Origin of the sequence: Shewanella sp. OMA3-2 (assembly GCF_021513195.1) — a bacterium.
In the GTDB taxonomy this organism is placed as follows: Bacteria; Pseudomonadota; Gammaproteobacteria; order Enterobacterales; family Shewanellaceae; genus Shewanella.
In genome coordinates this window covers 1,278,625-1,299,489 of sequence record NZ_CP090974.1, presented here as the reverse complement: position 1 = coordinate 1,299,489, position 20,865 = coordinate 1,278,625, and the positions used below count along the sequence as shown (strand labels likewise).

Genomic DNA, 20,865 nt, shown 5'->3' with positions numbered 1-20,865 from the left:
TATAAACCAACATTCACAACTTCAGCATGCTATGTCGCAAATTCAGCTAACCGATCATACTACGACAACTCACAACACCTTAGTCTATGATATTCGTCACAGTCGCTATATCAATTTAACCAGCCGTTGTACCTTACGTTGTAAGTTTTGCCCTAAACATAATGGTAGCAAGCAAGTTGCCCAATATGATTTAACCTTAAATCACCCCATTAGCGCTGACGAGATACTGCCACTATTGGGACAGGTAGATAAGTTTGAGGAATATGTTTTTTGCGGTTACGGCGAACCGACACTGAATTTAAACACCCTGCTGACGGTAGCTAAAGAATTGAAAAATCGTGGCGCTCAAGTCAGGCTCAATACCGATGGATTAGGCAATCTATTTCATCGACGTAATATTTTACCTGAATTAGCCAGGTGTATTGATGCGATGTCGATATCCCTCAACGCCGACACAGAGCAAGCCTATATTGAACATTGCCAACCCAAATTAACCCATGCTTATACTGCTGTGCGTGAATTTATTACCCTAGCCCCGCAATATATTCAATCAGTATCCGTCAGCGCCATAAACGGCTTAGCTGGGGTTGATATTAATCAGTGCCGAACCATAGCCTTTGATGCTAATTGCTACTTTATCGAACGCCAACTTGATATTGTGGGTTAGCATGATTTAATTAAGTAATTCATGCTAATATTAGCGTCCACTTCACTTTAGTGTAGTTTGGCTACTTATACAGACAAAGTTGGCACGATGTTTAAAAGAAAAACAACAATCTCAGGTATCACATCTCTCATTGCTTCAGTCCAAGATATTCATTGGTCTCGCACCCAGATTTTATCACTTTTCAGTCAGGTTATTTTATTGTTGATTGGGCTGATTATTATCAGTAATACCATTATTGATATGGGTGAGCGCAGACTGCAAGAAGACTGGGCTGGACAGCGTTACAGCGAATTGCAAACAGTAGCTTCACTTGCGACTGATAAAATGGTTTTTCTACAATTTCGGACCCAAACATTTGCTAATGGTGAGTTACTGCGTCAATACATTTCTAGTCCAAATGATGAACAAAAACAAAAACTTTTCCAAAGCTGGAACTCGTTGACCCAAAACATCCCTGAATTACTCGGTTTGGCATTGTATGATCCGCAAGGAAAACTTAAATTTGCCACTGCAAATAATTTAGAAAACTTAACCCTACCACCAAAACTATTGAAAGGTAAAAGTACCATGGGAGGAGCAGAAATTTACTCTTCCGATATGGCATTCACGCCGATTGACGGCAAACTTGAACCCTACATATATCAACTGGCATGGTTAGAAAACCTTGATCAGTCTATTAATGGTTACCTAGTGACATTTAACTCTGTTACCCGGTTATTAGATACTATTAAACCGGCTTTTTTTAATCCGAACTCACCATTATTATTACTAGACAGCCAGAGTTTTTTATATGCTGGGGCGAATCAGCCTAGCCCATTAAATAATATGCCAGATACCTTAGGGGCCAGTTTAAAACAAACTAACCCTGAGCTGTGGCAAGCTATGGCGATGAATAATTTTGGTCAGTTTCACAGTAAAGACTCAACATTTGTTTATTTGAAGGTAGAGCTTACCGGCCAAAGTGAATCAAAAAAAGAGTATTTCTTTTTATCCTACATTCGTCACCAGGATATCGCTGCACGTTTTGAACCCTGGAAAATTGTACTGATCATTGCCAGTATTGTGATCGGGTTACTGGGTATAGGGTTAATTGTTTTCCGTCAGCGCTACTTAATGGAAAATAAAGCCCGAAATAATAGCATCCACTTGTCTAACGCCTTATTTAATACCGAGTTGAGTTACGCTATTGTCAATGATAATGGTCGAATACTGGGCATTAACAACAGTGCCGCCAACTCATTAAACTATCAATTAAATACCTTAACAGATCGCAGTTTACAGCGAGTGATCAATCTTTCTGATGACCAATTTGAAACCCTAAAAACGATTTTACTCACTGACCAGTATTGGTCAGGCTGCGTCAGTTTAGAAGATGATGACCATCAGGTTAACATTCACATTCACCGTAAAGCATTATCACAAAAAGAACATTACTGGATTGTCATATTTAACGACATCAGCGAATTAGTTGCTAGTCGTCAACAAGCTTTCCTTAATCAATTACTCAGTGAAAATGCGATAGCAACCACGTTAACTAACGCTCAAGGTAAGGTGATTAACTGCAATCATAGCTTTGATAATTTGATGCAGTTGCACGGTGATCACCAGGTAGATATTAAGACACTATTGGGCACCGACATTAGTGACATTTGGAGTAACATCCTCACTCAGGTGACCCTACTTGGTGAGTGGCAAGGTCATGTTACGCCATTTGAACAAAGCCGTTTTACTAAAAGCTTAAAAATTACCGTTATAGGCCATATGTCTCTTGAAGGGGACATTGAATACCTTATCTTTACGGTAGAAACCAATGCCGCTGGCCCATTAATCAACCAAAGTATGATAGCCTCAAAAAGCAGTATGGTGATGCGCCTAGTTGATTTAGAAAACAACTTCAACAACACCAGCGAAAATATTAAAGCGAGTTCAAGTTTGCTTGTGATGGATATTAACCCAGAAGGTATTTTTAGTAATATGGGTGATATAAGCCAGCTTGAAAAACGCCAACAAGATATTGAAGTTCAAATATTGATAGACCTGCCAACAAACTATCAATTGGCACATTGGCAACTGGGTAAGTTAATACTACTTCTACCTCACACTGATGCAACCCAAACCCATTTGTTTGCCATTGAAATGCTGAAAAAGCTCGCGATGAAAAATTTAGATGAAGGTATCAATATTGGTATAGCAGGCTATTTAGCATCGCAAAGCCTTGAACAATACCTCATCAATGCTGATGTGGCATTAAAGCGTGCTAAGCAATCAGGTGACCAAAATATTTGCCAGGCTTTTACCCGAACGTTTGATAATGAAAGCAGATAACCTCTAGATTAAGCTCATTAATCTTGCTCAATACTAAATGGGTTAACATTGCCTGGTAATTTGCTTTCGGTTATTTCAATAATACTTGAACGGTTCATGGTCACTTTAAAGCGAGCGTACTCGGGGGCTTCTTTACCATCTTTAAGCACTGCAACTAAATTAAGCTGATAGCGGCGCTCTACAGATTCATGACTCACCTTCCCTTCTGACTCATGGTAGATTTTTGCTTTGCCACGTTCAAGATATCTGGCAAAGGGAATTAAACTGAAATTCACTTGCTCTTGAATTTGCGAATATCCTGCTTCAAAAGGTTTATTGGTGACTTTAGTCGCTATACGATAATGCAATGCTGTGGTGTCTACCTTATTTTGGCTATGGCGTTGTTTCATAATCTCTGCGACATGTTTCGGAATGTCTTGCGGGCGAATGAAATCCAGCCACACTAACTGCTTAGCGACAATCGCTTGCGTAGTGGTATCGCGTAATATTCGACTCCAACGCGGTCGCCCGCGCTGAATAAGACGCCACATGGCATTGCGAATATCTTCTTTAAATATCTCACGAAAACCATAGATCACCGCCAAGGTCAGTAATAAGGTCATAGTCAGCCCATCAAAGAAGCCTTGAGCCTTAAAAATAAGTGCCGACACAATAAGCATGACTAACCCTGTAGCTAATCCTGTGACAAACTTCTTCAAACCTATGCCTAATGGCTTCAACTCTTCTTTTAAAACGACTCCTTGCTGGATAAGCCGACGGAGCAGTAACATTTTATTAGAGATACGGTTGGCATCTTGCTTGGTTTGAGTCGAGTTATAACGCTTTTCTACTTCACGATATTGATTTTCATTGCGACACAGTAAAATAACTTTCTCGGTAATGTCACTATACTCAGCACTACGTGGTCGAGATGCTAGGGTTTTAAGCAATTGCTGTTCACAAAACCAAGACAAATAATTGTCGGCATGCTCAAAATATGACTTCCACTTTTCTTCACTGGGTTCATTGCGGCGGAATTTTTTTAATAACTGCGCGACAAGTTCGCACAAATCATTTAAGACGGGGTAGAAATCATTTGCCTCAGACTTTTGGCGTAGCTCTTTAGCATCGGTTTCAATCGCGACAGCAAATTGATAAGCAAATAAATTTAGATATAAACGAAACTCTTCCAAAGTACGTTTATTCAAACTGGCAAAACGCGATTGAACTAAGGGTAAATGCAGTCCTTTGGAGTAATATGAACGCCGGCCAACAATACCACTGTAATAGTATTCTTCCTCATTTAAGGTATTACTGCCGATCGACATTTCATTAGGCAAGAAAAAGTACAAGTCAAAAGTTCGTTGAGCGCCCGTGCCCATTTGATGGCTAAATTTAACCGAAAGCGCTTCTTCTTGTTTAACTTTTACCTTTGCCACTGATCCACTCAATTCGAATATTCGATATCAATAATCTTACTATAGATTAGTAAAAATCTCTTATAATCTTAATTTAATTTAATCAGTTACAATCAATGTTAAAATGCAACACGCTGAAATTTAAGCGGCTACTATGTTAAATACAATATTAAAACTAGGATATAAAAATATAGCTGACTATTGCCAGCTATATTGATGTAAAAACACTCAAACAGAAAAATTAAAACGCATATAACAAGGTCATATTAGTTTCTGTATCAGTGCTTTCTTTACCTTCTAGCGGCTCGCTATTATAACGCACAATAACGGCAAATTTCATTGCCAATGCGCCGACAATATTGGCAGTTAATGATGTTTCAGAGCGTGCATCTAACTTTTCACCCCAGTCGGCAACAAAACGTTGTTGAAACTTTGATGAGTCACTGATCTTAGTTTGATAATTTAACACGGCGTGAGCCACAACACTGTCTGTTGAGTCATAGCCTTCAACTAAAGCAGTCTCTTCATCCAAACGTTGATAAATATAACCAGGACCAAGTTCAGCTTTTAAAGATGTGTCTGCGGTATCAATAATACGATGACCATAACCTGAAGAGGTTGTTGAGGTAAAATCATAACCGGTAAAAGGATCGACCTCATAGTTGCTATTAGCAAAAATATAGCTGCGATCGTTAATTTGATAATCACCTTGAATACCAACAAAGTAACGTTTTGCAGTGACATCGCCGGTATCTTCTTTATAAAGTCCCTCAAACAGGTATTGGTTTTCCCAATCACCTAGCTCATGCTTCAAATCTAAACGAGCCTTAAAAGAGGATGTATCAGTGTTACCTGTAGTTAAGGTTGCACCTAATTCAGCTTCCCCACCAAATGTGTCATCGCCTTCAACAAAATCAGCACCAGCTTGAGCTGTTAATGGTATTGCTAATGTTATTGCAGCAGCTAAAAGCAATTTTCTCATATCATTAGATCCTTTTCTTTACGTTAATCCGCTCAAAATCGGACGCATATTAACACTTTGACACCACAATTGAAAAACAGACTGAATGGTATAGTCTCTTTAACTGTGGCTAATCATGGTCTAGTACTAGACTTTTTGATTGCCAACGTCCGCTGCGCCAACGCCATAACATGGCTAACCCTCGCACCCATTCATCCACTGCCAAAGCCACCCATATACCAACCAAACCATATTCTAAATGGATACCAAGCCAATATGCCCCTGGAACCGCAATACACCACATAGAAAAAACACCCACAAAAAACGGAAATTTGGCATCACCACTGGCACGTAATGCATTAATCACCACTAAATTAAATGTGCGTCCTGGCTCCATAAACAAGGTAAGAATAAATAACGGGGCCACCAGTTGCAGCACATCTATTTCATCGGTAAACAAGGCCACCAGATCTTGGCCCCAAATAGTGGCGAACGCAGCCACTGAAGTGGTTACAATTAAACCTAACTTCAATGCACGATACATTTGTTTTTCGACAGCTTTAATCGCTTTAGCCCCCACTAAGTGACCTATAATGATTTCATTACCAATACCTATGGATAAACCAAATAACAAAATAAACATACAGATTTGAAAATATAACGACTGTGCGGCTAATGCTTTATCGCCCATCAAGCCGACAAATGAGGTCACCACTAAAAATTGCAACATCCATGACAGACTCTCTCCCGCTGCGGGTAAACCAATGTGAAACACTTTTTTAAGCATTGTCCATTTCGGTTGCATAATCGAGGGGATATGTAGGCGAATTCCGGTATAACGCACAAAAAGAACCAACATAATACACACGCCAATAATGCGCCCTGTCACAGTGCTAATTGCCACGCCTGCCACACCCATTTCTGGCAAGCCAAACCAGCCATAGAGTAAAAGCAAATTACCGATAAATGTAATAATATTCATCGCTAATGTTACCCACATTGCTTGCAAGGTATGACCATGAGCACGCATTGCTCCTGCAATACACATTGCCATAGCTTCAGGAATTAAACATAAGCCAACAATTTGTAAATATAACTTACCGTCTGCAAGTAAATGCTCGGGTAAATTCATTAAGTAAAGAATAGAGCTGGCACCTGCGATAACGCCCAGCGCGGCAACCACTCCCACACCTAAATTAAAACCGATTGCCGAGTAAACAACATCACGAGCAGCCGTTTTGTTTTTAGCACCAAGATATTGGGTTATCACCACGCTGGCACCAATACTGACAAAACTAAATAAGGTAATGGCTAATTCAAATACCATATTACCCACAGACAAAGCGGCTACGCCTTGATAAGACACATGGCTTATCATAAATGTGTTTAGTGCTGCTGTTAAAAAATGCAGCGCAAAATCAATAAATAATGGCCAGGTTAAGCTAAATAGAGATAAGGGTTTGTCTGTCGTTGTTGGCATAATTGCGGTTTCGCTAATATTTGTGATTAAGGATGAATCAAGAAAATAGATCGGTATTTAAGTGTACTGTTAGCAGATTACAGTTTCAGTTTGGCGATAATATCCAGCTCACCAAGATAACAATAAGTTCTATTAAACAAAAAAACCCGCCGAAACCTAAGTCTGGCGGGCTTTAACGCGGCGATTAATTAGACTATTTTTGGGTCTAACTCACCAGACTGATAAGCTTTATACATAGCCTGTAAAGACTTAGGCTTAATTTTAGATGCCATACCAGCACATCCAAATGCTTCATAGCGTGTAGTACAAATGTCAGCCATAGCTTCCATTGAAGCCTTCAAGAATTTACGAGGATCAAATTCTGCTGGATTTTCAGCTAAAAACTTACGTACAGCACCCGTTGACGCTAAACGTAAATCAGTATCGATATTCACTTTTCGCACGCCGTGCTTGATACCTTCAACAATCTCTTCTAGTGGCACACCGTAGGTTTCAGGGATTTGTCCGCCATACTGATTGATAATTTTTAACCACTCTTGCGGTACTGAAGATGAACCATGCATCACTAGGTGAGTATTAGGAATACGAGCATGGATTTCTTTAATACGATCTATTCGTAACACATCACCAGTAGGCTTACGGCTAAACTTGTAAGCACCATGACTAGTACCAATAGCAATAGCCAGTGCATCAACGTGAGTATCAGCAACAAAACGGGCCGCTTCTTCTGGAGTAGTTAGCATTTGGTCCATTGTCAGAATACCTGCAGCGCCAATACCATCTTCTTCGCCAGCTTCGCCGGTTTCTAAACTGCCTAAACAACCAATTTCGCCTTCCACAGACACACCACATGCGTGCGCGAAAGCAACAGTGCGGCGAGTCACATCGACGTTATATTCATATGAAGCGGGTGTTTTGCCATCGGCCATTAATGAACCGTCCATCATCACTGATGACATGCCTAACTGTATTGAACGCTGACAAATATCAGGATCTGTACCGTGATCTTGGTGAATACACACTGGAATATCTGGATATTGTTCAAGCGCTGCAGCCATTAGATACTTTAAAAACTGTGGACGTGCATATTTACGTGCACCCGCAGAGGCTTGCACAATAACAGGGCTGTCTGTTGCTTCAGCCGCTTGCATAATTGCACGCATTTGCTCAAGGTTGTTTACGTTAAAAGCAGGTACGCCATAACCATGTTCAGCAGCATGATCTAGCATTTGTCGTAGAGAGATAAGAGCCATTTTTGTTCTCCAATTATAGGGTGATTACTCACCTAGGTCGCTATTTTTTGGATGGATTTTTATATTCCTTAAGCTAACAATTGTAAGGTCTGCTAACTTAAGGAACGGTTTTTTTTATAATTATTATTTTTATCGCTTAACGCTTATTTTGCGCCGCGTTGTTCAAGCATTTCTACTGCAGGAAGCTTTTTGCCTTCTAAGAATTCTAAAAAAGCACCGCCGCCGGTCGAAATGTAAGAAACTTTATCTGCAATATTGTACTTATCCACTGCCGCTAAGGTGTCACCGCCGCCAGCAATTGAGAAAGCTTTTGAATTTGCGATGGCTTGAGCAATGCGCTCAGTGCCTTGACCAAATTGGTCAAACTCAAATACACCAACAGGACCATTCCAGACAATGGTTCCAGCTTGTTCAATAATTTTTGCCAATGCTTCTGCACTGTCTGGGCCGATATCAAAAATCATATCGGTATCACTCACATCGCTCACAGACTTTAGGGTCGCTTCAGCCGTTGGGCTAAACTGGCTGGCAACAACAACATCTGTAGGAACAGGTATGTCTGCGCCACGACTTTTTGCATTTGCCACTAAACGTTTAGCTTCATCAAGTAAATCGGCTTCATACAATGATTTACCGACATTGTAACCGGCAGCTGCAATAAAGGTATTGGCAATACCGCCACCCACTACCAGTTGATCAACAATACCGGATAAGCTTTCTAGCACGGTTAACTTAGTAGAGACTTTAGAGCCTCCCACAATGGCCACTAACGGACGCGCTGGGTTATCCATTGCCTTAGCTAAAGCATCTAATTCTTGGGCCAACAATGGGCCTGCACAAGCGATAGGAGCAAACAAACCAACACCATGTGTTGATGCTTGGGCGCGATGTGCGGTGCCAAAGGCATCCATCACATACACATCACATAATGCCGCCATTTTCTTCGCTAATGCTTGATCGTTTTTGCCTTCGCCAACATTGAAACGCACGTTTTCAAACACCACCACTTCGCCCGCTTTTGCATCAACACCGTTAAGATAGTCATTGGCTAAACTAACAGGGCAATTCAATGCGTTAACTAAATAATCGACAACAGGTTGCAAGGAAAACTCAGGGTTAAACTCGCCTTCAGTCGGACGACCAAGGTGAGACATCACCATCACAGCGGCGCCTTTTTCAAGTGCTAGCTTGATTGTCGGTAATGCTGCACGTAGGCGTGCATCACTGGTTACAACACCGTCTTTAACAGGTACGTTTAAATCTTCACGAATAAGCACGCGCTTATTTTGTAGATCTAAATCCACCATATTGATAATAGCCATAATTAGCCTTTCCTTATAAATGTAAAAATTAAAAAACAAATCTGTTGTTCACCGCCGATATATCACCCACGGTTAAAAAATCATTCAAACCTTGTTGATTTAGTTATTTAGTTATTTTTAGCATAAATCATCAAGGTTATTATTTGGATTGCTTAGCTTGAATCATCGCCAAGCTGGTGTCGAGCATGCGGTTAGCAAAACCCCACTCGTTGTCACACCATAAAAGTAATTTTACCAAATGCCCGGCGCTGACACGGGTTTGGGTGCCATCAACAATACTAGAACGCGGGTCATGGTTAAAATCACATGACACTAGTGGCTCTTCTGTATAACCTAAAATACCATTAAAACTGCCATTTGAAGCCAGCGCTAACACCTGATTAATTTGGGCGATATCGACTTTTTTCTCAAGGGTAACGGACAGGTCAATTGCGGTAACGTTAATTGTCGGTACGCGTACCGATATGGCCTCAAACATGTCTTTCATGTGGGGCAATATACGCTCAATGCCTCGAGCTAACTTGGTATCTACTGGAATAATTGACTGACTGGCTGCGCGGGTACGACGCAAATCATCATGATATGCATCAATCACTTGTTGGTCATTCATCGCCGAGTGAATCGTGGTAATTGCGCCACTTTTAACCGTAAAATGTTTATCTAGTACATCGATAACCGGCACAATACAGTTGGTGGTACAGGATGCGTTTGACACGACGGTATGCTCAGGCCGTAATAAGTCATGATTCACCCCATAAACTATAGTGCCATCAACATCGGGAGAAGAAGGATGAGAAATAAGTACTTGTTTTGCGCCTGCTTGAATATGCACTTCACACTCTTGACGATCATTTAAGCTACCCGTGGCTTCATAAACAATATCAATATCGAGCTCAGCCCAAGGTAGTTGACTTGGGTCAGACTGATTAAGCAATAGAATCGCATCATCACCAATAATAAGATGATTATCTTTTAAACTGACCTGATATTGAAAACGGCCATGGGTTGTATCGTATTGGGTGAGATGACGAATAGCGTCGGGTTTTGCGAGTTCATTAATCGCCACTATTTGAATTTGGTCACGCTTCCCTGATTCATATAACGCCCTCAGAATGGAGCGACCAATACGACCATAACCATTTATTGCAACTCGAATCATTCCATTCCCAGCATAAAGAGAGAGATTATTAAGGCAAAAAAATAAAAAACGGCCGACACATAAAGTGTCGGCCGCCATATTATACACAATTAAGCACTTAACATATAAGCGCTAATTTGAGTCAACCGTGGATCATGTTATTAAGCCAGTGCTTTAACTTTGCTAACCACATTATCAACAGTAAAACCAAAGTGCTTCAGTAAGTCGCCACCAGGTGCTGATTCGCCGAAGGTTGTCATGCCGACAACATCGCCATCAAAACCAACATACTTGTGCCAGAAATCAACGTGAGCCGCTTCAATCGCAACGCGTTTAGTCACAGATCGAGGTAATACAGACTCTTTGTAAGCTGCATCTTGCTTGTCAAACACATTGGTCGACGGCATAGAAACTACGCGTACTTTAATACCATCTGCAGTTAATGCCGCAGCAGAATCAACCGCTAACTGCACTTCTGAACCGGTAGCAATTAAGATAACGTCGGCAGTACCTTCACAATCAACCAGCACATAACCGCCTTTAGCAACATTAGCCAATTGTTCAGCGTTACGCGCTTGAGCTTTAAGACCTTGACGGCTAAAGATTAAAGACGTTGGCGATTTGCGCGTTTCGATTGCAGCTTTCCAAGACACCGCTGTTTCAGCAGCATCACACGGACGCCATACTGTCATATTAGGTGTCATACGTAAGTTAGCTAATTGCTCTACAGGTTGGTGAGTTGGACCATCTTCACCTTGGCCGATTGAGTCATGGGTATAAACAAAAATGTTTTGAATCCCCATTAACGCTGACATACGTACCGCATTACGTGCATATTCCATAAACATCATGAAAGTCGCGCCGTAATTGATAAAGCCGCCGTGTAATGACGCGCCATTCATAATGCCGCTCATACCAAACTCACGTACACCGTAATAGATGTAGTTACCGGCAGCATCGTCTTGAATACCTTTAGAACCAGACCATAGCGTAAGGTTTGAACCCGCTAAGTCTGCACTGCCGCCAAGTAACTCAGGCAACATAGCACCAAAGAAACCAATCGAGTTTTGTGATGCTTTACGACTCGCAATACCTTCAGCTTTATCTTGGCATTCTTGAATAAATGCTTGCGCTTTAGCTTCAAAGTCTGCAGGTAAATCACCGTTTAATACACGACGTTCAAACTCAGCCGCTAATGCTGGGTGAGCCGCTTTGTATGCCGCAAATTTGTCATTCCATAACGACTCATTCGCCACACCTTTATGTTTAGCATCCCAACCAGCATAAACATCTGATGGAATGTCAAAAGGAGCATGTGGCCAGTTTAAGAACTCGCGAGCGGCTGCAATTTCAGCATCACCTAATGGTGCGCCGTGACAATCATGGCTACCAGATTTGTTCGGTGAACCAAAACCAATAATGGTTTTACAACAAATCATCGTTGGCTTATCAGTTACAGATTTAGCTTGTTCAATTGCAGCGCGGATTGCATCAGGGTTATGACCGTCAACATCAGCAATAACATGCCAACCGTATGCTTCAAAACGCTTAGGCGTATCATCAGTAAACCAACCTTCAACGTGACCATCGATAGAAATACCGTTGTCATCCCAGAAGGTAATTAACTTACCTAAACCTAATGTACCGGCTAATGAACAGGCTTCATGTGAAATACCTTCCATCAAACAGCCATCACCTAAGAAACAGTAAGTGAAGTGATCAACGATATCGTGGCCGTCACGGTTAAACTGCGCCGCTAAGGTTTTTTCAGCAATCGCCATACCAACAGCATTACTGATACCAGCACCAAGTGGCCCCGTGGTGGTTTCAACACCTGGGGTATAACCATATTCTGGGTGACCCGGCGTTTTAGAGTGCAACTGACGGAAATTTTTAAGCTCTTCAATTGAAAGCTCATAACCCGAAAGATGTAATAGAGAGTAAATAAGCATTGAGCCATGGCCATTAGATAAAATAAAGCGGTCACGGTCAGCCCAGTTAGGGTTAGTTGGATTATGCTTTAGGAAATCATTCCATAATACTTCAGCAATATCTGCCATACCCATTGGTGCGCCTGGGTGTCCAGAATTGGCTTTTTGAACGGCATCCATACTTAGCGCACGAATTGCGTTTGCGAGTTCTTTACGAGATGACATGCTCTCTCCTGCTTGTTAAATGAGGTCTAGCGGGCAATTGTGGAGACATATTTTCCCCTACTAGGCGGCGCGACGCAAATTTTAATTTCATCTTACCTTGAGATAAAACCAACTTGCGTATTTATGACTAAATTAATAGAGACGGCAACCTAGGATATTAGCGCTAACATTTAAAGTTAATAATATTCAATTGGTTTTACTTTTAGGGATAAATTTTTCATTATGCTGACATCAATAATTATTTTTCCATGATTTAGATTGTTCATATAACTGTACAAAACAAAAATAATGACATCAGCTATAAAAGTAAAAAGTATAAATAATCATTAACTTAATTAAATTCGATATAAAACAACAACCATTCTTAATAAATGATTTTTGTCAGTATTGCACAAATATTAGCTTTTGATCGTACTGAGGGGTGTTATCAAAATCAATTTCGACTAGAATAGACGTCTAGACGTATATTCTATAGAATTTTTCTCCCAGCAAACGATGAGATTTCCGACTATGGCAAAGCACTTGTTCACTTCTGAATCAGTTTCAGAAGGTCATCCAGATAAAATCGCCGATCAAATTTCTGATGCGGTATTAGACGCAATACTTGAGCAAGACCCAAAAGCTCGTGTTGCGTGTGAAACCTATGTTAAGACAGGCATGGTATTAGTGGGTGGCGAAGTGACCACCTCTGCTTGGGTTGATATCGAAGAAATTGCCCGTAAAACCGTACGCGACATTGGCTACACTCATTCTGATATGGGTTTTGATGCTGATTCTTGTGCAGTTTTGAATGCAATTGGTAAACAATCACCTGATATTAATCAAGGTGTTGACCGAAGTGATCCAGCGGAGCAAGGCGCGGGTGACCAAGGGTTAATGTTTGGTTATGCGAGCAACGAAACTGACGTATTAATGCCTGCACCTATTACTTACGCGCACAAATTAGTTAAACGTCAATCAGAAGTGCGTAAAGACGGGACTTTACCTTGGTTACGTCCTGATGCTAAAAGCCAAATTACCTTTGCTTATAACGATGGCAAAATTGTGGGTATTGATGCAGTTGTCTTATCAACCCAACATAAAGAAGAAGTTAAACAAGCTGATTTAATTGAAGCTGTGATGGAAACCATCATTAAGCCAGTATTGCCTTCGCACTGGTTAACTAAAGACACTAAATACTTTATTAACCCTACTGGCCGTTTTGTTATTGGTGGCCCTGTAGGTGACTGTGGCTTAACAGGCCGTAAGATTATTGTCGATACCTACGGTGGCATGGCGCGTCATGGCGGCGGCGCTTTTTCGGGTAAAGATCCTTCAAAAGTTGATCGTAGTGCGGCTTATGCTGCGCGCTATGTGGCTAAAAACATCGTTGCTGCAGGCTTAGCTGATCGCTGTGAAATTCAAGTATCTTATGCTATTGGCGTAGCTGAGCCTACTTCAATTAGCATTGAAACATTTGGCACAGGTAAAGTAACTGAAGAAGTGTTAATTAAGTTGGTTCGTCAACATTTCGAGTTACGCCCATATGGCTTGACGGCAATGTTAGACTTAGCCCGTCCTATTTATCAGAAGACTGCGGCTTACGGTCACTTTGGTCGCAGTGAGTTCCCGTGGGAAGCTACTGATAAAGCTGAGATATTACGAGCTGATGCTGGATTATAGTTAATCCTGGTTAGTTTAAATTAAAAAACCGCCATTCAGGCGGTTTTTTATTGCTTATAATATGAGGTAATTAAAATTAACCGACCGCTAACTGCGACGTTAATATAAGTGCAATCAACAGTGATCAAAATGAGCGCTTTCTACGCACATAAAACCGACTTGCTGCATGGTCATTACCGGTACAGTGATTGTGTTAATTACTTGTATATTGCAGCCTTGTGGATCAATTAAGCTCAATCCCACTTCATATTGATTTATCTTGCCACAATCTATCCAGCAATAACGTGTTTCACGGCAATAACTTTCAATACCATTTATGTCAAAAATATCACTTTTACTGTCGTCTAAAATGTCAGTGTTAACATCAACTACGTCGACTTGATTATCAGTTAGCCCTAGCCACTTAATGGCATAACGTGGTGTTGATTGAACCTCGTCTTTGTTGATTAACTTTATCTCAGCGGCTTGAAATTGATATTGGTGCGCGGCTAATACAGCCACCACTAATTTAGCGTTATCAAACGCACTCAGGCGCAGCCCAAGATAAGCCGCAAACAAATCATCAAATTTTGACGGTATATTTAGCATTTTTATCTCAATAAATAACTCTAACTAACAAGTAAAAATCGCGCTGTTGAAAACTAAAAAAATCGACAACGTGCATATCAGCATATTGAGTATGGGCACTAAATGAGCGGCTATTATCTTCGGCTATATAGGCAACTAAATATCGATATTTGCTGCTAACCGTGTCAGCAATATTATTCACTAGATGAGCAAAAATACCACGGCCACGATATTGTTCAGCAATCCAAATTGGCCCATATTGACAACTATTGGCTTGAGTAAGGGTTAATTTAAAACCATCTCGTTCCATCTCTAATTGTGGCAGCTTTTGAATTATTTTTTGGTACAGTGCTTGTTTACCAAAGAAATCCCATTTAGCCGCAATAACGTAACCAACAATCTGCAGCCCCTCTAGCGCCAACATAATCCAATGTTGATTAACTAATAAAGTCACTTGCGCAACAGTTAAAGCCTGCCCTTGCAAACTAGGGTCAAACTGACCTAACTCAGCATTAACATGGGTGCGTTCTAGCTCAACTAACTGTGAGACATCCGCGAGATTGGCTTTGCGGTATAGGATCACTCTTTTGCCTGCGATTTGTCAGATTCTAATTGAGAACGTTCAGGTTCAGGCACTTCGGCTTCAGCCTTTTCTACTGACCTCAGGTTAGATAAAGCTGCTGTATCTTGTTTTTTAGCCCATTCGATGACTAATGCAACCGGATAAGGTGTCATCATTGCCAAGCCTAAACCAATAAAGCTGGCCACCATCAACATACCCTGAGCACGCTGGCTAGATTCAGTAAAAACCAGCAAATAGCTGCCCACAAATAACAGTAATGACCCTAAGTAATGAAGCCCTTTTAACCATTTAATCATATCGATTTCTCACTAATAGGGCGATGACGAGTTATCACTTTGACACAGTATCAAGTAGAATAGCCTCAATTGAAGCAATATAGGTAAATATTACAGACATGATAAAGCATTTTTTAGGCGTCGCAGCAGTTATTTTCTCATTAAGCGCATGCCAAAGTTATTCTGATATCGATAACACCACAACACTTGTTGGCCAATGGCATATTGAATCCGTACAGTCAGAACCTACTATCGATTACAGTCCTGCTAAATTAGTTTTTTCAGCAAATGGTCAGTTAACAGGCAACACCAGTTGTAATCCGTTTATGGGTCAATATTCTCTTAAAAATGACTTGCTGACTCTGTCACCTGCCGGCTCAACCCGTAAAGCCTGTATCGAAGCACTCATGGTACAAGAGCAAAGAGTCATGCTAGCACTACCTTTAGTTCATACCGCGCAGTTTAATCAAGATAAGTTACGTTTAATCAATAAAAGTGGTGCAACCATCATGGTGCTAAGTAAATTAAACAAATAACCTAAACGTCCCCAGTTTGAGGTTAAGTAAACAATTTACTACACTTCACACGGCTTTTAAGTTTGAATTTATATTCACAAAAAACGGGTTTTTCTTGACTTAAAATTCATTTATATTCAAAATGAAGCGTTTTTTTGAATAACAACTATAAGAAGAAAATACAATATGCCAACCAATAGAAATCAGGATGACCTGGTCAGAACATTTAAAGCAATCTTAAAAGAAGAGCGCTTTGGCAGCCAAAGTGAAATCGTTAATGCGCTTCAAGCTGAAGGATTCGGCAACATTAACCAATCAAAAGTATCACGGATGCTAAGTAAATTTGGGGCCGTAAGAACCCGTAATGCCAAACAAGAAATGGTTTATTGCTTACCCGCTGAATTAGGTGTGCCTACAGCAGGCAGCCCGGTGAAGAACTTGGTACTTGATGTAGACCATAACCAAGCCATGATAGTGGTACGAACCAGTCCTGGCGCGGCTCAGTTAATTGCACGTTTATTAGATTCAATAGGTAAACCTGAAGGTATTTTAGGCACTATTGCCGGTGATGATACTATCTTTATTAGCCCTTCAAGCATCAAAACGATTGATGATACGCTTGAAACGGTTAAGTCGTTATTTAACTTCACTGAGTAACGACTCTGTTAGACCAAAGCAGTTATTTAATATTGCCGAACACCCGAATGTCAGCAGTGTACTTTTAAATACCCAATAAAAAAGCAATACCTTCGTATTGCTTTTTTATTGGGTATTTTTGTTAGCAGCGACAGTGAATAGCCATTATTCATGACAAAAACGACTCAACTGCCAAAGATATTACTCTTCTTCCCACTGAGTTAAAAAATCCAGCGAAGGTGCAAAAAAAGATGACCCTGTTAGTGCTTTAGTAAACTGCATTAAATGGTCATGGTTGCCATGCCCATCACCATAAACCATGCTACGCAGCATTTGCTCAAAGTTATCAGGTGTTTTACAGCTAGAGATAAACATAAGCCCCTGCTCTTTAACTGATCCGTATGGCATACTTTGACGTAAAATCTCCATGGTATTACCATCAACATCTTTTAAATTTACACGCTTGGTATGGCTGGTTAACGGTTTATCTGCCGATTCATATTCAATATCATCTTGTTTAGTTCGGCCAAAAATATCTTCTTGCTTCTTGACAGGTAAACGATGCCATTTGCTTAAGTTGTGAGCAAATTTCTGCACATGAATATAACTACCTGATTTAAATTCAGGATCTTCCTCTGCCACCAAAGCCACCTGTTGACGATGACGGCCTTTGGGGTTTTCAGTTCCATCAACAAAGCCTGTTAAATCACGGCTATCCATAAAACGGAAACCGCGTTCTTCGTCTACCAGCTCAACCAAGTCTTCAAACATCTGGTTAATTTCATTAGCCACCAGATGCAAAATATCGAAACGGTCACAGCGAATATGAATAAATAAATCATACTCGATAGCTGGCGCATCACGGTTACCTTCATTCATTGCCGGAAAGGGTTTTAATAGTGCTGGACGAGCTTGTGGATAATAGGTATCCCAAAAATTAGCCCCAATGCCAACAAAACCATTGAAGGCACTATCAGCATATTGATCTGTTAGTTCATAGATATATTGCGCTACATTAGCAATCGAAGGACGCAGTTTGTCTTCAACACCATCATTGGCATTAAACATCAAATAAATACTATGTAAATTACCTTCAGCACATATCCCTAATTGCTCGCGCGGCATAACCTGATTATCCATATTGAAACAAACCACCTAGATTGTTATCGGAAAAGAAGACTTAAACTGAATGAGTGAATTCAGCATTCAATCGATTGAAAATCTTATAATCATCATAAAATAATTTTTCGATAACACAAATCAAAAAATAACCAAGGGATGCGTTGGCGCAAATAAATTAACTTTCTGCCCAGGGGCCAACTGTAATACTTGGCTTTTTACTTCCAAACAATGCTCTTCTACTTTGACCCAATAATGACAAACAGTGCCTAAAAACCGCCTATCCACGATTGTGGCCACACCATTATCATCAGCAACCAGTTCAACTTGTTGCGGTCTAAGTAATAGGTGCCCTTGATAATCAACAGGATAGTTTATAGCGGCACTACTTTGCAACAAACCAATTGGTGATGATACTTGCTGGCTATTGGTTACCGTTATTGGTAAATAATTACCCGCCCCTAAAAACTCAGCAACGTAGCGATCTGTAGGGTGCGCGTATAGGTCTTCAGCCAAACCATGTTGAATAATAGCGCCTTGCTTAAATAAAGCTAATTTATCAGCAAATACAAATGCTTCATCTTTACTGTGCGTGACAAATACGGCACTAACATTACGTTGTTTCAAAATAGTTCTTATTTCAAGCATCATTTCGTTACGTACTTGCGCATCAATATTAGAAAAAGGCTCATCAAGCAAGAGTAACTGAGGCTCGTAGGCTAGCGCACGTGCAATAGATACACGCTGTTGTTGTCCACCAGACAACTCATGGGGGTAGCGTTGTCCCAAGCCAGCTAACTTAACTAGCTCGAGCATTTCATTTAACCTGGCTTGGCGCGCGGCCTTATTAAGGCCTTTTACCCCAAACAGAATGTTATCGGCTACATTGAGATGCGGAAACAAGGCATAATCTTGAAAAATCATCCCTACCCCACGCAGCTCACTAGGAATAAATATATCATCGCCTGTTAGGGTGGTGCCATTGATTTGAATAGTGCCTTGACTGATAGGCTGTAAGCCTGCAATAGCACGAAGCAAGGTGGTTTTACCGCAACCGCTAGGGCCAAGTAAAGCGACTATTTCACCTTGCTGCAGGGTTAAATTAAGCCCGTTTAAAATCACTTGACCTTGATAATCACTGAAGACATTTTCGATGGTAAGAGTCGACATATTAGCGAGTATGCTCCAATGAACGATTAAGGTAAATCAACGGGATAAGTCCAACAAATACAATTACAATGGCGGCCAACGCCCCATGTTCGAGTTTTTCATCAGACACAAACTGGAATACATAGGTTGCCAGATTTTCAAAGCCAATGGGCCTTAATAATAATGCCGCGGGAAGCTCTTTCATACTTTCAATGAACACCAATAGTGCACCGGCCAATAATCCTTTGCGCAATAGAGGTAAATGAACACGCATTAATAGCTGTTTAGGCTTTTGCCCCATAGTAATACTTGCCATATCTAATGATGGCGATATGCGTTTATAACTACTCTCAATACTGCCAACAGCTATCGCTAAAAAACGCACTGTGAGCGCAAATACAATCGCAAAAGCACTGCCTGTAAATAACAAACCAGGGCCCTTAGCCCCTAGCCAGTCATAGACATCGTTAATCGCAAAATCTAAATAGGTCAATGGCACTAGCACACCGATGGCTAATACTGTGCCAGGTAAAGCGTAACCCGTGCAACTTAAACGTGATGGCAAATAATCATATTCTCTAGGGCTAACCCGACGTACAAACATCAATAATAAGGCTAATAATAAGCAAACTACGCTGACGAGCACGGCAATATATAAGCTATTCCAGCTATATTGCCAAAAACGATCGTCCCAACTTTGGTCAAAATAATCGATGGCATAAGTAGTCAAAATCGCGAAGGGTAATAAAAATGCAAACAATAATAATGTACTACAGTATGCCCAAGCAGCAAAAGATTTAAGCCCTTTAAGTCGATATCGATCACTATCGTTAAGCGCTGATTGCTTTTGAAATAACTCTTGCTTACGCCGAGCAAATCGCTCGACGCCAACCACGGTAAAGATCACTAATAGCATAATTGCAGACAATTTGGCCGCCGCAGTTAAACTGCCATACCCCAGCCAAGTGTCATACACTGCCGTGGTTAATGTTGGTACAGCAAAATAGCTTACAGTGGCATAGTCGGCAGCGGTTTCCATTGCAACCAGTGCAACACCTACTGCTAACGCTGGACGCGACATAGGTAAAGCGACACGCAAAAAACTGCGCCAAGGACTCGAACCCATAATTCGCGATGCATGCAATAGACTAGAAGACTGCTCCATAAAAGCGGTACGAGCCAATAAATAAATATACGGGAACAGCACTAACGATAACATAATCGCTGCACCGCCTAGACTACGAATAGCAGGAAAGTAGTAATCGTGCGGAGAACTCCAATGGAAAAAACCTCTTAAGACACGCTGTACAGGACCAGCATAATCCAGCATATCAGTATAAACATAGGCAACGATATAAGCAGGCATAGCCAGAGGTAACAGCAATAACCATTGAAAATATCGGCGTCCTGGAAACTCGCAACGAGCAACAAACCAAGCTGCAGGTACAGCAATAACTAACGACCCAATACCCACCAGTAACATAAGTAATAAGCTGTTAGCAATATAGGTTGGTAGTACTGTATCAAACAGATGCTTAAAAACGGCTTCATCGGGAAATGTGGCTTGCACTATTAATGCAATAAGCGGCAGTGTAATCACCGCCGCTATTAAGTAACCAGTAAGCGACCAGCTTCTGGATAAACCTAAAATCATAAAAAC

Annotated in this window: 18 protein-coding genes; 5 read left to right on the top strand and 13 right to left on the bottom strand. The window is 40.9% G+C overall.

Going from position 1 to position 20,865, the window contains the following annotated elements:
- Window positions 1-31: 31 nt before the first annotated feature.
- Together L0B17_RS05755 and L0B17_RS05750 are read left to right on the top strand one after the other, a co-directional pair.
- Window positions 32-667, top strand: coding sequence for a TatD family nuclease-associated radical SAM protein (locus L0B17_RS05755; protein ID WP_235088281.1), 636 nt, complete (start codon window positions 32-34; stop codon window positions 665-667).
- Window positions 668-754: 87 nt separating this feature from the next.
- Window positions 755-2,992 (top strand): PAS domain-containing protein, encoded by a 2,238-nt coding sequence (locus tag L0B17_RS05750; protein ID WP_235088280.1) that lies wholly within the window; start codon window positions 755-757, stop codon window positions 2,990-2,992.
- Window positions 2,993-3,009: 17 nt separating this feature from the next.
- Here the strand turns inward: L0B17_RS05750 and L0B17_RS05745 are convergent, their stop codons facing one another.
- The 7 genes from L0B17_RS05745 to tkt all read right to left on the bottom strand — a co-directional run bounded on the left by L0B17_RS05745 (window position 3,010) and on the right by tkt (window position 12,699).
- Window positions 3,010-4,410 (bottom strand): hypothetical protein, encoded by a 1,401-nt coding sequence (locus tag L0B17_RS05745; protein WP_235088279.1) that lies wholly within the window; start codon window positions 4,408-4,410, stop codon window positions 3,010-3,012.
- 220 nt (window positions 4,411-4,630) lie between these two features.
- Window positions 4,631-5,371 (bottom strand): DUF481 domain-containing protein, encoded by a 741-nt coding sequence (locus tag L0B17_RS05740; RefSeq protein ID WP_235088277.1) that lies wholly within the window; start codon window positions 5,369-5,371, stop codon window positions 4,631-4,633.
- A 109-nt stretch (window positions 5,372-5,480) separates the two neighbouring features.
- Window positions 5,481-6,830, bottom strand: a complete 1,350-nt coding sequence (locus L0B17_RS05735) for an MATE family efflux transporter (protein ID WP_235088276.1) — start codon at window positions 6,828-6,830, stop codon at window positions 5,481-5,483.
- A gap of 188 nt (window positions 6,831-7,018) precedes the next feature.
- A complete protein-coding gene (gene fba, locus L0B17_RS05730) occupies window positions 7,019-8,083 on the bottom strand; it encodes a class II fructose-bisphosphate aldolase (RefSeq protein ID WP_226410935.1) in 1,065 nt (354 codons plus the stop codon).
- Between the two features lie 143 nt (window positions 8,084-8,226).
- Window positions 8,227-9,405: a phosphoglycerate kinase gene (locus tag L0B17_RS05725; protein WP_235088274.1), complete on the bottom strand. Its 1,179-nt coding sequence runs from the start codon at window positions 9,403-9,405 to the stop codon at window positions 8,227-8,229.
- Between the two features lie 139 nt (window positions 9,406-9,544).
- Complete coding sequence (gene epd, locus L0B17_RS05720; RefSeq protein ID WP_235088272.1) at window positions 9,545-10,564, bottom strand: erythrose-4-phosphate dehydrogenase; 1,020 nt, start codon at window positions 10,562-10,564, stop codon at window positions 9,545-9,547.
- A 140-nt stretch (window positions 10,565-10,704) separates the two neighbouring features.
- Window positions 10,705-12,699: a transketolase gene (gene tkt, locus L0B17_RS05715; protein WP_235088270.1), complete on the bottom strand. Its 1,995-nt coding sequence runs from the start codon at window positions 12,697-12,699 to the stop codon at window positions 10,705-10,707.
- Between the two features lie 510 nt (window positions 12,700-13,209).
- Here tkt and metK point away from each other — a divergent pair.
- Window positions 13,210-14,361: a methionine adenosyltransferase gene (metK, locus tag L0B17_RS05710; RefSeq protein ID WP_235088269.1), complete on the top strand. Its 1,152-nt coding sequence runs from the start codon at window positions 13,210-13,212 to the stop codon at window positions 14,359-14,361.
- Window positions 14,362-14,475: 114 nt separating this feature from the next.
- Here metK and L0B17_RS05705 read toward each other — a convergent pair whose 3' ends face one another.
- The 3 genes from L0B17_RS05705 to L0B17_RS05695 are packed head-to-tail and all read right to left on the bottom strand — an operon-like array spanning window position 14,476 to window position 15,807.
- Entirely contained in the window at window positions 14,476-14,949 is a 474-nt protein-coding gene (locus tag L0B17_RS05705) for a hypothetical protein (protein ID WP_235088267.1), read from the bottom strand.
- Between the two features lie 7 nt (window positions 14,950-14,956).
- Complete coding sequence (locus tag L0B17_RS05700; protein ID WP_235088266.1) at window positions 14,957-15,511, bottom strand: GNAT family N-acetyltransferase; 555 nt, start codon at window positions 15,509-15,511, stop codon at window positions 14,957-14,959.
- A complete protein-coding gene (locus tag L0B17_RS05695; RefSeq protein WP_336246489.1) occupies window positions 15,508-15,807 on the bottom strand; it encodes a hypothetical protein in 300 nt (99 codons plus the stop codon). Before L0B17_RS05695 ends, L0B17_RS05700 begins: the two co-directional genes overlap by 4 nt.
- 98 nt (window positions 15,808-15,905) lie before the next feature.
- Between L0B17_RS05695 and L0B17_RS05690 the strand changes: the two genes are divergently transcribed.
- Together L0B17_RS05690 and argR are read left to right on the top strand one after the other, a co-directional pair.
- Complete coding sequence (locus L0B17_RS05690; RefSeq protein WP_235088264.1) at window positions 15,906-16,322, top strand: META domain-containing protein; 417 nt, start codon at window positions 15,906-15,908, stop codon at window positions 16,320-16,322.
- Window positions 16,323-16,487: 165 nt separating this feature from the next.
- Window positions 16,488-16,958, top strand: a complete 471-nt coding sequence (gene argR / locus L0B17_RS05685) for a transcriptional regulator ArgR (protein ID WP_235088262.1) — start codon at window positions 16,488-16,490, stop codon at window positions 16,956-16,958.
- Between the two features lie 180 nt (window positions 16,959-17,138).
- On the opposite strand, the gene L0B17_RS05680 is transcribed toward argR, so the two are convergent.
- The 3 genes from L0B17_RS05680 to L0B17_RS05670 form a co-directional block, all read right to left on the bottom strand.
- Entirely contained in the window at window positions 17,139-18,077 is a 939-nt protein-coding gene (locus tag L0B17_RS05680) for a Dyp-type peroxidase (RefSeq protein WP_235088261.1), read from the bottom strand.
- Window positions 18,078-18,197: 120 nt separating this feature from the next.
- Window positions 18,198-19,226 (bottom strand): ABC transporter ATP-binding protein, encoded by a 1,029-nt coding sequence (locus L0B17_RS05675; RefSeq protein WP_235088259.1) that lies wholly within the window; start codon window positions 19,224-19,226, stop codon window positions 18,198-18,200.
- A gap of 1 nt (window position 19,227) precedes the next feature.
- A complete protein-coding gene (locus tag L0B17_RS05670) occupies window positions 19,228-20,859 on the bottom strand; it encodes an ABC transporter permease (RefSeq protein WP_235088258.1) in 1,632 nt (543 codons plus the stop codon).
- Window positions 20,860-20,865: the final 6 nt, after the last annotated feature.

Coding starts and splice junctions, on each gene's coding strand:
- L0B17_RS05755 (WP_235088281.1), top strand. CDS start 32: ATGTCGCAAATTCAGCTAACCGATCATACTACGACAACTCACAACACC.
- L0B17_RS05750 (WP_235088280.1), top strand. CDS start 755: ATGTTTAAAAGAAAAACAACAATCTCAGGTATCACATCTCTCATTGCT.
- L0B17_RS05740 (WP_235088277.1), bottom strand. CDS start 5,371: ATGAGAAAATTGCTTTTAGCTGCTGCAATAACATTAGCAATACCATTA.
- L0B17_RS05735 (WP_235088276.1), bottom strand. CDS start 6,830: ATGCCAACAACGACAGACAAACCCTTATCTCTATTTAGCTTAACCTGG.
- fba (WP_226410935.1), bottom strand. CDS start 8,083: ATGGCTCTTATCTCTCTACGACAAATGCTAGATCATGCTGCTGAACAT.
- L0B17_RS05725 (WP_235088274.1), bottom strand. CDS start 9,405: ATGGCTATTATCAATATGGTGGATTTAGATCTACAAAATAAGCGCGTG.
- epd (WP_235088272.1), bottom strand. CDS start 10,564: ATGATTCGAGTTGCAATAAATGGTTATGGTCGTATTGGTCGCTCCATT.
- tkt (WP_235088270.1), bottom strand. CDS start 12,699: ATGTCATCTCGTAAAGAACTCGCAAACGCAATTCGTGCGCTAAGTATG.
- metK (WP_235088269.1), top strand. CDS start 13,210: ATGGCAAAGCACTTGTTCACTTCTGAATCAGTTTCAGAAGGTCATCCA.
- L0B17_RS05705 (WP_235088267.1), bottom strand. CDS start 14,949: ATGCTAAATATACCGTCAAAATTTGATGATTTGTTTGCGGCTTATCTT.
- L0B17_RS05695 (WP_336246489.1), bottom strand. CDS start 15,807: ATGATTAAATGGTTAAAAGGGCTTCATTACTTAGGGTCATTACTGTTA.
- L0B17_RS05690 (WP_235088264.1), top strand. CDS start 15,906: ATGATAAAGCATTTTTTAGGCGTCGCAGCAGTTATTTTCTCATTAAGC.
- argR (WP_235088262.1), top strand. CDS start 16,488: ATGCCAACCAATAGAAATCAGGATGACCTGGTCAGAACATTTAAAGCA.
- L0B17_RS05680 (WP_235088261.1), bottom strand. CDS start 18,077: ATGGATAATCAGGTTATGCCGCGCGAGCAATTAGGGATATGTGCTGAA.
- L0B17_RS05675 (WP_235088259.1), bottom strand. CDS start 19,226: ATGTCGACTCTTACCATCGAAAATGTCTTCAGTGATTATCAAGGTCAA.
- L0B17_RS05670 (WP_235088258.1), bottom strand. CDS start 20,859: ATGATTTTAGGTTTATCCAGAAGCTGGTCGCTTACTGGTTACTTAATA.